The sequence below is a fragment of the Cryobacterium sp. Sr3 genome (genome assembly GCF_004402835.1).
GTDB classification, from domain to species: Bacteria; Actinomycetota; Actinomycetes; order Actinomycetales; family Microbacteriaceae; genus Cryobacterium; species Cryobacterium sandaracinum.
Genome location: NZ_SOFA01000036.1, coordinates 95354 through 109603 on the forward strand (window position 1 = coordinate 95354; position 14250 = coordinate 109603).

Below are 14250 nucleotides of genomic sequence, written 5' to 3' on the forward strand. Positions count from 1 at the left end.
ATGACTACTACTACCACTACGGCACCTTCCGCGCCGGCAGCCCCCACTGCCCCGCGTCGGCCCACCGGTGTCGAGCGCAAGGGCAACGTCATCGTCCGGTGGATCACCTCCACTGACCACAAAGTCATCGGGTACATGTACCTGATCACGTCGTTCGTCTACTTCTGTCTTGCCGGTGTCATGGCACTGGTGATCCGCGCACAGCTTTTCGCCCCCGGCCTCGAGGTCGTCCAGACGAAGGAGCAGTACAACCAGCTCTTCACAATGCACGGCACGATCATGCTGCTGATGTTCGCTACGCCTCTGTTCTTCGGGTTCGCCAACTCCCTCATGCCGCTGCAGATCGGCGCCCCCGACGTGGCCTTCCCCCGGTTGAACGCCTTTTCCTTCTGGGCCTTCTTCTTCGGCAGTCTCGTCGCCGTCGGTGGATTCCTCACTCCGCAGGGTGCCGCATCCTTCGGCTGGTTCGCCTATCAGCCTCTGGCCAGTACGACGTTCTCCCCAGGCGTCGGTGGCAACCTGTGGATGGTCGGGCTTGGGCTGAGCGGCTTCGGCACCATTCTCGGCGCCGTGAACTTCATCACCACGGTAATCACGATGCGCGCCCCCGGAATGACCATGTTCCGGATGCCGATCTTCACGTGGAACACCATGGTCACGTCGATCCTCATCCTGATGGCCTTCCCCGTTCTCGCCGCAGCCCTTCTGGCCGCCGCGTCCGACCGCATTTTCCTCTCGCACATCTACGATCCGGCCAACGGTGGAGCCATCCTGTGGCAGCACCTGTTCTGGTTCTTCGGTCACCCTGAGGTGTACATCATCGCGCTGCCGTTCTTCGGCATCGTTTCGGAAGTCTTCCCGGTCTTCAGCCGCAAGCCGATCTTTGGATACAAGACCCTCATCTACGCGACCATCTCCATCGCGGCGCTGTCCGTGGCGGTCTGGGCGCACCACATGTACGTCACCGGCTCTGTCCTGCTGCCGTTCTTCTCCCTGATGACCATGCTGATCGCCGTTCCGACCGGGGTGAAGATCTTCAACTGGATCGGCACCATGTGGCGTGGCTCGCTGACCTTCGAAACGCCCATGTTGTGGGCCCTCGGCTTCCTGGTCACCTTCACCTTCGGTGGCCTCACCGGCGTCATCCTTGCCTCACCGCCGCTCGACTTCCACGTCTCGGACACCTATTTCGTCGTCGCGCACTTCCACTACGTCATCTTTGGAACCGTGGTATTCGCGATGTTCAGCGGGTTCTACTTCTGGTGGCCGAAGTGGACCGGCAAGATGCTCAATGAGAGCCTCGGCAAGTGGCACTTCTGGTTCCTCTTCATCGGTTTCCACACCACCTTCCTGGTGCAGCACTGGCTGGGCGTCGTCGGCATGCCGCGTCGGTACGCGTCGTACCTGCCCGAAGACGGCTTCACCTGGATGAACCAGTTGTCCACGGTCGGTTCGGTCATTCTCGCGATCTCGATGATCCCGTTCTTCCTGAACGTCTATATCACCGCCCGTAAGGCACCGCAGGTCACCGTGAACGACCCGTGGGGCCACGGCGGCTCGCTCGAGTGGGCTACCTCATGCCCGCCGCCGCGCCACAACTTCACCTCCATCCCGCGCATCCGGTCCGAGCGCCCCGCGTTTGACCTGAACCACCCGGAGGCGCCCATGACAGTCGGAATCGGGCCGGCGAAGGACGCCCCGGATGCCCCCACGTACGACGTAGCGTCGAAAAGGACGAAGTAAATGAGAGCCAACGTCAATCTCCTTTGGGTTCTGAGCGGGTTCTTCGTGGTGGTCACGACGGCCTATGTGGTCTGGGGTCTTCTTGACCCTAACCAGAACAAGATCGAGTGGGCGGGGACGTTCACACTCGGCCTGTGCGCGATCTTCTTCAGCTTCGTCGCGTTCTACCTGAGCCGGGTGCACAGTGCTCAGGGTGGCGAGCTTCCTGAAGATCGTCTTGACGCGAATATCGACGACGGCGACCCTGAGGTTGGTTTTTACAGCCCGTGGAGCTGGTGGCCCATCCTCTTGGCTGCCAGTGCTGCTCTGCTCTTCATGGGGCTGGCTGTCGGCGTGTGGATCTCGATCATCGCGTTGGGCATCGGGGTCATCTGCCTCGTCGGCTGGGTATACGAGTACTATCGGGGCAATTTCGCTCGCTGATCCGAACCGAATACGTGCTTCAGGCACAAGCGGCGGCGTCCAGAACCCAGGTTCTGGGCGCCGCCTGTGTTCATGCCCGGCACATCGCTTCGGAGTGACACGTTCGGGCAATTTCCCAGGTCCACGCAGCCTGATCCACAGTTCCCGCCCGCACGGCCTCGAACGAATGCCACGGAGATTCTCCGGTATACGCGTCTTTCCGGCCCGTCGGGGTGCGATTCTGCCAGAATCTCCGTCGAATTCGCTCAGGTCGTGGGACGCTACGCGTGGCTGCCGGGCTTCAGATCGTGATGCGACGGTAGCCGAGTAACTCGAAGGACGCCGTGACGGTCTGCACGCCGCTGAGATGGACCGTTAGCGCGTCGAAATCCGTGTGGTGAGCTGACGGACCCATCCCGATCAGAGCGGATGCCTGGGCCGGGTTGAGGCGCAGCGAAGACGACAACTCGTCCCGTGTTTCCAGTTCGAAGGCGGGGGACAGCGCCTCGGACAGGTGCTCGCCTTTGTTCGCGGGCACGTCCAACGCCAGACCGGACGCCCTGAACTCCTGCAGGTGGGACGCGTGCGGCACGACGACGACGAGCAGACCGTCTTCGCGCAGGACCCGGTGAAATTCAGACGGGTTCCGGGGAGCGAATACGTTAAGGAGTACATCTGCTGATGCGTCCCGCACTGGCAGCGGGGACCAGACATCCGCCACGAGCCCGTCGATGTTGTCCCGGCCGCTCACTGTGCGCCCGACCGCCACGGGGGAAAGGTCTATTCCCAGGGCGCGCGCATCTGGACAGAGCGCGAAAACCCCCTGCAAGTAGTATCCGGTTCCACAGCCGATGTCCATGACCCGGGAGGGGTTCTCAGCCGCCACCCGCTCAGCAAGGCGGCTGCGCAGCGGCTCGTACCAGCCGGTCTCGAGGAAAAGTGCTCTCGCGTCGACCATCGCGACGCTATCGCCGATCAGCCGGCGCGAACCGCCTGCCAGTGACACGTATCCGCGCTTGTTCACGTCGAAGGAGTGACCGGCCCCGCAGCGCAGCGTCAGCGGCTCGGCGGGGGACAGCGGAAGAAAACAGTTCGGGCACCGAAGCCACTCCGACAGGGTCTGGAGGGACATCGATGCCCGTTCTGTGTTCGCGGCCGGAGCCTAGTGGTGGTGGTCGTGCGTCCGTACGAGTTCAGTGGTCGATACCGGTTCGATCCGGTCCTCGAAGAACCAGCGGGACAGTCCGGCACGAGCCTTTTGGCCCACCGTGATTTTGCCCTTGGCGTTCGGGCGGATCATGAGCGGCTTGTAGTCGTTGTAGCTGACCAGCTTCCAGCGCTCGTATTCATCAACGGGCTGGTGAACCTCGATGTACTCGCCACCGGGTAGACGCACGATACGCCCGGACTCGTAACCGTGCAGAACGATCTCACGGTCCTTTTTCTGCAAAGCCAGGCAGATACGTTTCGTCACGAAGAAGGCGATGAAGGGCCCCACAATCACCAGGAACTGCATGGTGTGAATTACGCCTTCCATCGTCACCTTGAAGTGCGTTGCGATGATGTCCGAGGAGGCCGTGGCCCACAGCGCCGCGTAGAACGTGACCCCGGCGGCACCGATCGCGGTGCGTGTCGGGGCGTTCCGGGGACGGTCGAGGATGTGGTGCTCACGCTTGTCTCCGGTGACCCACCCCTCGATGAACGGGTAGATAAGCACGACCAGGATGAACAGGCCCAGCGAAACCAACGGGATCAGGATGTTGAAGGACCAGGTGCGATCCAGCCAGACCATCTCGAGTCCCGGCGGGATCAGGCGCAGGGCGCCGTCAGCGAAACCGATGTACCAGTCCGGCTGAGTTCCGGCCGAAACGGGGGAGGGATCGTAGGGACCGTAGTTCCAGATGGGGTTGATCGTAAACAGCGACGCCATCAGCATCACGATGCCGAAGACGATGAAGAAGAAGCCACCGGCCTTGGCCGCGTACACGGGAAGAACCGGGTAGCCGACTACATTCTGGTTGGTGCGTCCGGCACCGGGGTACTGCGTGTGCTTGTGTACGACGACGAAGAGCAGGTGCATCGCGATCAAAGCCACGATAATGGCCGGCAGCAGCAGAATGTGGAGGGAGTACAAGCGTCCAACGATCGCCTCGCCCGGGAACTCTCCGCCAAAGAGGAGGAACGAAATCCAGGTTCCGACCAGCGGGATGCCCTTGACCATTCCGTCAATGATACGCAAGCCGTTTCCGGAGAGCAGGTCGTCGGGGAGGGAGTACCCGGTGAATCCTTCGGCCATGGCCAGGATGAACAGAACAAACCCGATGACCCAGTTGAGCTCGCGCGGCTTGCGGAACGCACCAGTGAAGTAGATGCGGAGCATGTGCAAGCCGATTGCAGCCACGAAGAGCAGTGCTGCCCAGTGGTGGACCTGGCGCATGAGGAGCCCGCCACGAATATCAAAAGAGATGTCCAGGGAGGATGCCATCGCGGCAGACATCTCCACACCCTTGAGTGGCATGTACGAACCGTCGTACTCCACCGGCGTCATCGAAGCGCTGAAGAAGAACGTGAGGAACGAACCGGACAACAGGATGATGACGAAGCTGTAGAGGGCAACCTCACCGAGCAGGAAAGACCAGTGGTCGGGGAAGATCTTGCGACCCAGTTCCTTAACCGCGGTCGAAATGCTGGTGCGCTCGTCGATGTAGTTCGCGGCGGCCCCGGTGAGGCCACCGGACTTCTTTGTTTCGACCAAGTCAGTAGTCGTAGTTGTAGTGCTCAATTCCGCTCCCAGAAGCTCGGTCCGACGGGTTCAGTGAAATCGCTTTGTGCAATGAGATATCCCTCGGAGTCTACCGTGATGGGCAGCTGCGGCAACGGGCGCTTGGCCGGTCCGAAGATGACTTCGCACTGGTTCGTCACATCGAACTGCGACTGGTGACAGGGGCACAGGAGCGTGTGGGTCTGCTGTTCATAGAGCGCGACCGGGCATCCGACGTGCGTGCAGATCTTTGAGTAGGCGACAATGCCGTCGTACGACCAGTCCTTCTTGTCGGCGGGCTCATTGATGTCTTCCGGCTTCAGCCTCATCAGAAGAACTGCGGCCTTGGCCTTCTCTTCGAGTTTGCCGTGGCCGAGGTCCTGCAGTCCTTCGGGAATAACGTGGAAGGCCGAGCCGAGGGTGACGTCGGAGGCCTTGATAGGTGTGCCCGTGGGGTCGATCGCGAGCCTGGTGCCCTTCTTCCACATGGTGTGTTCGAGAGCTGCAGCCGGATTGGTGTCCTGCGGGCCCAAGCCGCGGAACAGCACGACGGCCGGCAGCGGAAAGGCGATCAAGGCACCGATGAGGCTGTTTCGGATGAGCGTACGGCGACCGATGCCCGATTCAACATTGGCCTCGTGAAAGATCTCGACCGCGCGTTCGCGGGTCTCGTCCGACCCCCGCACCGGGTGGCGCTCGTCGACGCCTTCGTGGTCGAACATGAGCGCCTTGCCCCAGTGCACGGCGCCGATGCCGATTGCCAGCAGGGCGAGAGTGAGGCCGAGACCAATGAAGAGGTTGTTCAGACGAACCGAATCCGGTTCCTCAGGGATGATCGGGAAGACCATATACGCCACGATCGCGAACACACTGCCCACGATCGACAGGTAAAAGAGCGTGTAGACGGTTCGCTCGGCGCGACGCTCCGCGCTGGGGTTGAGGTCGGTGACGCGCGGTCGGTGTGGGGGGAGACCCGGATTGGCCACGGCATCCCGTACGACGACGGCGGTGCCTGCGGGAGCCCCCTCATGCCCGACGCTCGACGAGTCAGCAGCGGTCAAGTCCTTCCCGCTGTTATCGTCCTTGGCCATTGTTCTCCTTCATCGGAATTCTCATAAAACAGTTTGTGTCAGACCTGGTCGGTGATCAGTTCGACTTGGCGGTGATCCACACCGTCAGGGCAACGATCGATCCAAGACCGAAGATCCAGAGGAAAAGACCTTCCGAGACCGGTCCGAGGGCGCCCAGAGCGAATCCACCGGGGGACGGGTTGTTGTCCAGGTACTTGAGGTACGTAATGATGTCCCGCTTGCTCTCCGGGGAAATGTTCATGTCGTTGAACACGGGCATGTTCTGCGGGCCGGTGACCATGGCCTCGTAGATGTGCTTCTCCGTAACCCCGGCCAGGGCAGGCGCATACTTGCCCTGAGTGAGGGCACCACCGGCGCCGGCGACGTTGTGGCACATTGCGCAGTTGATGCGGAACAACTCGGCGCCCTTGGCGGCATCGCCCTCGGCGTCGAGGAGAGACGGATCCGGGAGTGCCGGACCCGGCGCAAGGGACGCCACGTAAGCGGCGAGCGACACGATCTGCTCGTCTGTGAACTGGACCGCCTTCTTCTCAGCCTGCGGTCCGTTCAACTGCATCGGCATGCGTCCGGTGCCCACCTGGAAGTCGACCGATGCAGCGCCGACGCCGATCAGGCTGGGGCCAGCATTGGTGCCCGCTGCTTCCAATCCGTGACAGGTGGCGCAGTTGGCCGCAAAGAGTTTCTGCCCTTCGCCGACGGTTTGCTGCGACGCAGCGTTCGTCTCCGCACTGGCCGTGCTCGTGCTGAAAGCCGCGTATGCGCCTCCGGTGAAGAGGAGTCCGATCGCGATGAGGGCGACGCTGGCAAGCGGGCTGCGACGGCCGGCTTTGCGACCGTCGGACTGCTTCGGTGTGCTAAACGTGGTCATACGTGGTGTCCACTCCGACTTTCTATTTAAGAACGTAAATGACGAGGAACAGCCCGATCCAGACAACGTCGACGAAGTGCCAGTAGTACGACACGACGATGGCGCTCGTTGCTTCCTTGTGACCGAAGTTCTTGACCGCGAAGGCGCGCCCGATGACGAGCAGGAACGCGATCAGGCCGGCAGTCACGTGAATACCGTGGAAACCGGTGGTGAGGTAGAACGCGGATCCGTACGCGTTGCTGGTAAGCGAGACGCCCTCGGAAACGAGAGTCGCGTACTCGAAGACCTGACCGGACACGAATATGGCGCCGAGGGCGTAGGTGAGGAAGAACCACTCGACCATGCCCCACTGGCTCGGTTTCCATCCGGTCGAACGTGATTGCAGGCGTTCTGCCGCAAACACTCCGAACTGGCAGGTCACCGAAGAGGACACGAGGATCAGTGTGTTCACAAGGGCGAATCCGAAGCCGTGCTTCTCCGTCTCGAATAACCACAATTCAGGCGAGGTCGACCGCAGCGTGAAGTAGATGGCGAAGAGCCCGGCGAAGAACATGACTTCGCTGCCCAACCAGACGATAGTGCCAACAGCCACGCTGTTGGGCCGGTTAACAACGGGCGCATTGACCGCGTAAGTAATTGATGGACTCGTCACTCTTCTATTATGGCCGATTTGCGTATCGGTTATTGTCATCGGGGCGGACCTGTCGCTCAATTACCGGAATGACTACCTGATTGGAACAAACGCGCCCCGGGAAGCGAATTCGGGACGGATCGTCGATCTCGCTAAAATCGATCCATGCTTGAAATTCAGTCCTGGCCAAACGTCCTCAGTGCTCTGCTTTCGGGGAAGGACCTCAGCGTCTCCGATGCCGCGTGGAGCATGGAGCAGGTCATGCTGGGGGAGGCAACTCCGGCGCAGCTGGCCGGCTTCCTCGTAGCCCTGCGCGCCAAGGGCGAAACCGTGGACGAAATCGTCGGGTTTCGGGATGCGATCCTCGACCATGCCGTACCGCTGGCGGTGAACCCGATGGCCCTGGACATCGTCGGCACTGGTGGGGATCGGTTCGGCACCGTCAACATCTCGACGATGGCCTCCATCGTCTGCGCCGGGGTCGGCGTTCCCGTGATCAAACACGGCAACCGGGCCTCAAGCTCGGCGTCCGGTTCGTCGGACGTGCTTGCTGCCCTCGGCATTGACCTGTCACTGTCTGCCGACAAGGTTGCTGCCATTCTGGACACGGCCGGGATCACCTTCGCCTTCGCTGCCGCTTTTCACCCGGGGTTCCGCCACGCAGCGCTTGCGCGCAAGGAGCTCGGCATCCCCACGGTGTTCAACTACCTCGGCCCGTTGTGCAATCCGGCCCGTCCCGAGGCGTCAGCAGTGGGAGTCGCAAACCTGGACCGAGTTCCGCTCATCGTGGGTGTATTCCAGACACGCGGGGCGACGGCCCTGGTCTTCCGCGGTGACGACGGTCTCGATGAGCTGACCACGACGGGCCACAGCCATGTCTGGGAGGTGTCGCGGGGCCTGGTGACGGAGCACGACATCGATCCGCGTGACCTAGGAATCCGACGGGCCTCGATCAATGAGCTCGTTGGCGGGGACGCTGAGCACAATGCGGCCGTCGTTCATTCAGTGCTGGCCGGTGAGGTCGGTGCGGTGCGTGACATCGTCCTGCTGAACGCGGCCGCCGGCCTGGTCGCGTTTGACCTTGCAAACGATCCCGCGCAGTCTCAAGTCAATATTATCGAGCGCTTTCGCACTAAAATGGCTGTGGCCGCGGAGGCAGTCGACTCCGGTGCGGCCACGGCCAAGCTCGCTGAGTGGGTCGCGGCCAGTCGGGTGTGACCCGGCTGGCCCAGACAAAACGAGACGAGCTAGACGACGTCTTTGTCAGCCCAGCCGAACGTCTTGGTAACGGCCTTTTTCCAGTTGCGCATCTGTCGGTTCGGCTCTTCTTCGCCCTTTTGCGAGGTCCACCGGCTATCCTCCCGCCAGTTGGCCCGCAGTTCGTCAAGGTCACCCCAGAACCCGACCGCCAGTCTGGCGGCGTACGCGGCGCCGAGAGCCGTGGTTTCGGCCACGACCGGTCGCACCGCTGGCACGCCGATGATGTCGGCCTGGAACTGCATCAGCGTGTTGTTGCCGATCATGCCCCCGTCAACCTTCAGCTCGGTCAATGGAACACCCGAGTCGGCGTTAACCGCGTCCAGGACCTTCCGGGTCTGAAACGCGGTCGCCTCGAGGGCGGCGCGGTCGATGTGGCCCTTGTCCACGAATCGGGCCAGGCCGACAAGGGCACCACGGGCGTCCGAGCGCCAGTTCGGCGCGAAGAGTCCGGAGAAGGCGGGCACGAAGTAGGCGCCGCCACTGTCATCGACCGTTTTGGCAAGCGTCTCGATTTCCTCGGGGGTACTGATCATTCCCAGATTGTCTCGCAGCCACTGCACGAGGGAGCCGGTGACCGCGATGGAGCCCTCCAGCGCATAGTGGGGTTCGGCGTCGCCGAGCTTGTAGCCGAGCGTGGTGAGCAAACCGTTCTTGGAGTGGATGATATCGGTGCCTGTGTTGAAGATCAGGAAGGCACCGGTGCCGTTGGTATTCTTCGCCTCACCTTGGTCGAAGGCCGGCAGTGGCCGCTCGCGATGCCGTAGACCTCGGACGACGAACGAATCTCGGGCAGCATCGACTTGGGTTCCCCGAAGGCGGCGAGGATGTCGTCGTCCCATTGCAGAATCTCGAGATCCATGAACATGGTGCGGCTGGCGTTGGTCACGTCCGTCGCGTGCACGCCGCCTTCGAGACCGCCGGTCAGGTTCCACAGCACCCAGGAGTCCGTCGTGCCGAACATCAGATCGCCGGCTTCGGCCTTGCGCGCGCGTCATTCACGTCCTCGAGAATCCAGACGATCTTCGTTCCGGAGAAGTACGTCGCCAGGGGGAGCCCCACCTGGGCCTTGAACCGTTCGACTCCGCCGTCGGCGACGAGACGGTCCACGATGGGCTGGGTGCGGGTATCTCACCAGACAATCGCGTTGTGGACGGGCAGCCCGGTGCGGCGGTCCGAGACCACTGCGGTCTCATGCTGGTTGGTGATTCCCACGGCCTCGATGTCATGCCGAGTCAGGTTCAACTTGGACAAAGCCTGGCCGATCACTTCACGGGTGTTGTCCCAAATTTCCATCGGGTCGTGCTCGACCCAGCCGGCCCGAGGGAAGATCTGCTCGTGCTCGTGCTCGTGCTCGAGCTGACCGATCGCGATCACCGAGCCTGCGTTGTCGAAGATGATCGCTCGGGAACTCGTGGTTCCCTGGTCGATTGCGATTACGTACTCAGCCTTGGAATACCTCCTTGGATTGCGAGAATCAGTGCTCGACGCGGCGCACGCCGCTGCGTGAAGCCACACAGCGCGGGCCGATTCAATGACTGAACCGGCCCGCGGGAAGGATTACGTGAGGACGGGCAATAGGAACAGGGAAGCCCATCCGGCGAGCATGCCGCCAATGACCGGACCCACGACAGGAACCCAGGAATAGGCCCAATCAGATGTTCCCTTGCCCTTGATCGGCAGGACGAAGTGCGCGATGCGGGGCCCCAGGTCACGAGCCGGGTTGATGGCGTATCCGGTCGGCCCACCGAGCGAGGTGCCGATGACGATAACTAGCAGCGCGACGGGCAGTGCGCCGAGCGCGGCCAGTCCGCCACTCTCGCCCTGGCGCCCGCCACCGAACGCCAGAACGACGAAGACAAGCACGAATGTGCCGATGATCTCGGTTGTCAGGTTCCATCCGTAGGAGCGGATGGCCGGACCGGTCGAGAAGACGCCGAGTTTGTTGGCGGAGTTGGGCTCAGCGTCGAAGTGCTGTTTGTAGGCCAGCCAGCAAAAGACGGCTCCGATGAAGGCGCCGAGGAGCTGACCCGCGATGTAGGTGAGGACAGACAGGAAGTTCACGGGAACGCCCGAACCGAACTCCGTCGCACCCGATGTCACCAGGCCGAGGGTGACTGCCGGGTTAAGGTGTGCACCAGAGTTGTAGGCGACGATGACACCGGCGAAGACCGCGAAACCCCACCCGATGGTGACCATGAGGAATCCGCCGCCGAGGCCCTTGTTCTTGGCCAGCGCGACGTTGGCGACCACACCGGTTCCGAGGAGGACGAGTATCCCCGTGCCCAGCACTTCCGATAAGAATACGACTCCAATATTGTCCACGTTGACCTTTCTTGGTGAGGCTGAAGATGCCGGAGCGACCCAGAGCGGTGAGCGATCGGCGTTACCATAGCGCGGCGATTAACGCAGCGGAATGGGCCGGTGGACGCGTAATTCACCGCCCCTTACCGGCAGCGAGGGCAGCGCGTAGGTTGAGCCTAAAGTGCATAGCGCTCCACAACAGCCCGTCGACGGGCCGTCCAACCACCTCGATCGAAGGAAGAGACATGAAGAAACTCGTCAATGATCCCAAGAACGTCGTCGCTGAGGCCGTGGCCGGGTTCGGCGCGGCCCACGCCGATATCGTCCGGATTTCGACGGAACCGACCTACATCGTGCGCACGGAAGCTCCCGTTGCCGGGAAAGTGGGTCTGGTCAGCGGAGGAGGAAGCGGACACGAGCCACTTCACGGTGGGTTCGTCGGGTTCGGGATGCTGGACGCAGCCGTACCCGGGGCCGTTTTCACCTCACCGACACCCGACCCGATCCTCGCCGCGACGAAGGCGGTCGATGGGGGAGCGGGGGTGCTCCACATCGTCAAGAACTACACCGGGGACGTCTTGAATTTCGAGACCGCCGCCGACCTCGCCGCCGCGGACGGAATCGAGGTCCGCTCGGTAATCGTCAACGACGACGTCGCCGTGAAGGACTCGCTGTACACGGCCGGGCGACGTGGCGTGGCCGGAACGGTCTTGGTCGAGAAGATCGCTGGAGCGTCGGCTGAGCGCGGAGACGCCCTGGAGACCGTCGCCGCGATCGCAGAGAGGGTCATCTCCGGTGTGCGTTCGATGGGTGTGGCGCTGACGCCGTGCGTTGTTCCCCACGCCGGGGAAGGCAGCTTCACGCTCGCCGACGATGAGATCGAGATCGGGATCGGCATCCACGGCGAGCCGGGGCGCGCGCGGATCAAGCTGGAGCCGGCCGACGCCATCGTCGACCGGCTCCTCGGCCCTATCCTTGAGGACATCCCGTTCGTAGCCGGGGACGAGGTGCTGCTCTTCGTCAACGGAATGGGCGGCACACCGCAAATCGAGCTGTACATCGTGTTTCGACGGGCCGCCGAGGTGTTGGCCGAACAGGGGATCGAAGTATCCAGAACACTCGTCGGGAACTTTACGACGTCTCTCGAGATGCAGGGAACATCCATCACCGTGCTGAAACTCGATGACGAACTGACTGCCCTGTGGGATGCGCCGGTCCAGACGGCAGCGCTACGGTGGGGACGATAGGCCGGTAGAAGGAGATCCAATGAAGCTAGACGGCACGTGGGCGAAAGCCTGGATCAGGACCAGCGCGGCGGTAATGAATGAGCACCGTGTGGAATTGATTGATCTGGACCGTGAAATCGGCGATGGTGATCATGGCGAAAACATGGACCGCGGTTTCCAGGCGGTGCTGTTGAAACTCGATGACCTTTCGTCCGAGGCGAACCCCGGGGACGTCTTCAAACTCGTCGCAACCACGTTGATCTCAACCGTGGGCGGTGCGGCGGGTCCACTGTATGGAACAGCGTTCCTTAAGGCGGCCGTGGCCATCACCGGCTCGGCTGATCTTGACGGGGCCGCTCTAGTCGCATTCCTGGCGGCCGCGCGAGACGGCATCGTCCTGCGCGGCAAGGCGGAACCCGGAGACAAGACCATGGTCGATGCCTGGACTCCGGCGGTCGACGCCGCCGAAGCAGCCCGTGCCGACGGTGCGAACGACCTGGCGATTTTGATGGCGGCGGCAGCTGCCGCCGAGGCAGGGGCAGAGGCGACGGAACCCTGGGTTGCGCGCAAGGGACGGGCTAGCTACCTCGGCGAACGGGCCATCGGTCACCGCGACCCGGGAGCGCAGTCTTCGGCCCTGCTGTTGCGAGCAGCTGCCGACACCGCAGCGACCGCCTGAAATGACCGCCACAGAGGGGCTTGTCGGCCTCGTTTTCATCTCCCACAGCTCGAAGATCGCCGACGGTCTCCTCGATCTGGCAACCCAGATGGCACCCCAAACGAGGATGGTCCCGGCCGGTGGGACAGACGACGGGGGTATCGGCACGAGCTTCACGAAGGTGGTCAGCGGCATTGCACAGGCTGACGCCGGCGCCGGCGTCGTGCTCCTCTGCGACCTGGGCTCCGCGATCCTGACGGCCGAAACCGCGTTGGATTTCCTCGGAGACGCGGCGCGTGCCCGAGTACGAATCGTGGATGCGCCTCTGGTCGAGGGGGGTGTGGCTGCGGCCGTCGCCGCCGAGATTGGGGGAGACATCGAGTCTGTCGTGCGGGCCGCGCAATCCGCAGCCGGGGCCGTCTCCGCAGCTGGGGCGGAACCAGCGCTGCCGCCGGTGGTCACGCGAACCGTTACCCTGGTGAACAAGGATGGTCTGCATGCCCGACCGGCTGCTGACTTCGTGAAGCTCGCCAATACGTTCGAGGCACGAGTCACCGTGAACGGCAGGGATGCATCCAGTCTGCTCGCCGTGATGTCACTCGGACTCATCCGCGGCATGACCGCGAAGATCTCCTCCTCGGATGAGGCCGGAGCGGCAGCCGTAGCCGCTCTGGGAGACCTTCTGGAATCGGGCTTCGGAGAAGAATAGACGCAAAGCACACGCATCTGGTCGATTTTGAAACTCGGCGTAGTCTGAGCACATGGACAAAGACAGGGAACTGCCGGTGAGCAGTCCTACTCGCCACTCCGACCGAGTGGATCCGCGATTCGCGGATACGGACGTGCCGACCGATCTGAAGGAATGCCCGGTCTGTGGGCAGACCATGCGTGCACATTTGATCGAGCGCGGCGCCCATGACACTATCCTTACGTGCCCCGTGCCGCATCCGGGCGCGTGGGACCGGGACGCGTTCCTGCCCGTGAACGAATTCGGGATGGTCCTGCGCCCGCACGAACCGGAGAACACCGACAAGGAAATCGACCGCCCAGAATGAGTCCGGCGGCGGCGGTTCGGCTAACCGTCGCCAAATGTCTGCACAAGGGTCCTAATCCACCGCTGGACACATTCCGGCACGATGCGGGACGCTTCGGAAGTGATCCTATGCCTCACCTGATCAGGCGAAAGCATCGTCTAAGTGGGAACTGGACTTATCTGAAAGGGTCCTAATGGTTCCCGTTGCTGAGCCTGGGGGGGGTCTGCGCTGTGGTGATTTGAGGTTGATGTAGTCGGCGTGGTGTGCTCCAGCGG

At 62.5% G+C, this 14250-nt stretch carries 13 protein-coding genes and 1 pseudogene; 7 read left to right on the top strand and 7 right to left on the bottom strand.

Translation table 11 applies throughout. The annotated features are described in order from the left end of the window. The gene (gene ctaD / locus E3N94_RS10850; protein ID WP_104102025.1) at positions 1-1743 is read left to right on the top strand and encodes a cytochrome c oxidase subunit I; all 1743 of its coding nucleotides are present in this window, start codon (positions 1-3) and stop codon (positions 1741-1743) included. Continuing rightward, entirely contained in the window at positions 1744-2166 is a 423-nt protein-coding gene (locus E3N94_RS10855; RefSeq protein ID WP_104102028.1) for a cytochrome c oxidase subunit 4, read from the top strand. 280 nt (positions 2167-2446) lie between these two features. Here the strand turns inward: E3N94_RS10855 and E3N94_RS10860 are convergent, their stop codons facing one another. The 5 genes from E3N94_RS10860 to E3N94_RS10880 are packed head-to-tail and all read right to left on the bottom strand — an operon-like array spanning position 2447 to position 7457. Next, a complete protein-coding gene (locus tag E3N94_RS10860; protein ID WP_134401661.1) occupies positions 2447-3277 on the bottom strand; it encodes a methyltransferase domain-containing protein in 831 nt (276 codons plus the stop codon). Positions 3278-3307: 30 nt separating this feature from the next. Next, positions 3308-4900 (bottom strand): ubiquinol-cytochrome c reductase cytochrome b subunit, encoded by a 1593-nt coding sequence (locus E3N94_RS10865; RefSeq protein WP_104102034.1) that lies wholly within the window; start codon positions 4898-4900, stop codon positions 3308-3310. A gap of 23 nt (positions 4901-4923) precedes the next feature. Beyond that, entirely contained in the window at positions 4924-5997 is a 1074-nt protein-coding gene (locus E3N94_RS10870) for a Rieske 2Fe-2S domain-containing protein (protein ID WP_104102037.1), read from the bottom strand. A 55-nt stretch (positions 5998-6052) separates the two neighbouring features. After that, on the bottom strand, positions 6053-6865 hold the full coding sequence (locus E3N94_RS10875) for a cytochrome c (RefSeq protein ID WP_134342895.1): 813 nt from the start codon (positions 6863-6865) through the stop codon (positions 6053-6055). A gap of 22 nt (positions 6866-6887) precedes the next feature. Next, positions 6888-7457 (bottom strand): heme-copper oxidase subunit III, encoded by a 570-nt coding sequence (locus tag E3N94_RS10880; RefSeq protein ID WP_241977815.1) that lies wholly within the window; start codon positions 7455-7457, stop codon positions 6888-6890. Positions 7458-7661: 204 nt separating this feature from the next. Here E3N94_RS10880 and trpD point away from each other — a divergent pair, with 204 nt between their 5' ends. Next, positions 7662-8714 carry an anthranilate phosphoribosyltransferase gene (trpD, locus tag E3N94_RS10885; RefSeq protein WP_134570221.1) on the top strand — a complete coding sequence of 351 codons (1053 nt, stop codon included), beginning with the start codon at positions 7662-7664 and terminating at the stop codon, positions 8712-8714. A gap of 29 nt (positions 8715-8743) precedes the next feature. Here the strand turns inward: trpD and E3N94_RS17495 are convergent. Both E3N94_RS17495 and E3N94_RS10895 read right to left on the bottom strand, forming a co-directional pair. Then, a pseudogene (locus E3N94_RS17495) lies at positions 8744-10190 on the bottom strand (FGGY family carbohydrate kinase). 123 nt (positions 10191-10313) lie between these two features. Next, entirely contained in the window at positions 10314-11078 is a 765-nt protein-coding gene (locus E3N94_RS10895; protein ID WP_104102049.1) for an MIP/aquaporin family protein, read from the bottom strand. Positions 11079-11302: 224 nt separating this feature from the next. Here E3N94_RS10895 and dhaK point away from each other — a divergent pair, with 224 nt between their 5' ends. From dhaK to E3N94_RS10915, 4 genes are read left to right on the top strand one after another with little or no spacing between them, the layout of a single operon-like run. After that, on the top strand, positions 11303-12304 hold the full coding sequence (gene dhaK, locus E3N94_RS10900) for a dihydroxyacetone kinase subunit DhaK (RefSeq protein ID WP_104102051.1): 1002 nt from the start codon (positions 11303-11305) through the stop codon (positions 12302-12304). 19 nt (positions 12305-12323) lie between these two features. Beyond that, on the top strand, positions 12324-12962 hold the full coding sequence (gene dhaL, locus E3N94_RS10905) for a dihydroxyacetone kinase subunit DhaL (protein WP_104102053.1): 639 nt from the start codon (positions 12324-12326) through the stop codon (positions 12960-12962). 1 nt (position 12963) lies between these two features. Beyond that, positions 12964-13650 (top strand): dihydroxyacetone kinase phosphoryl donor subunit DhaM, encoded by a 687-nt coding sequence (gene dhaM / locus E3N94_RS10910; protein WP_134342891.1) that lies wholly within the window; start codon positions 12964-12966, stop codon positions 13648-13650. A gap of 52 nt (positions 13651-13702) precedes the next feature. Continuing rightward, positions 13703-13996: a hypothetical protein gene (locus E3N94_RS10915; RefSeq protein ID WP_134570222.1), complete on the top strand. Its 294-nt coding sequence runs from the start codon at positions 13703-13705 to the stop codon at positions 13994-13996. Positions 13997-14250: the final 254 nt, after the last annotated feature.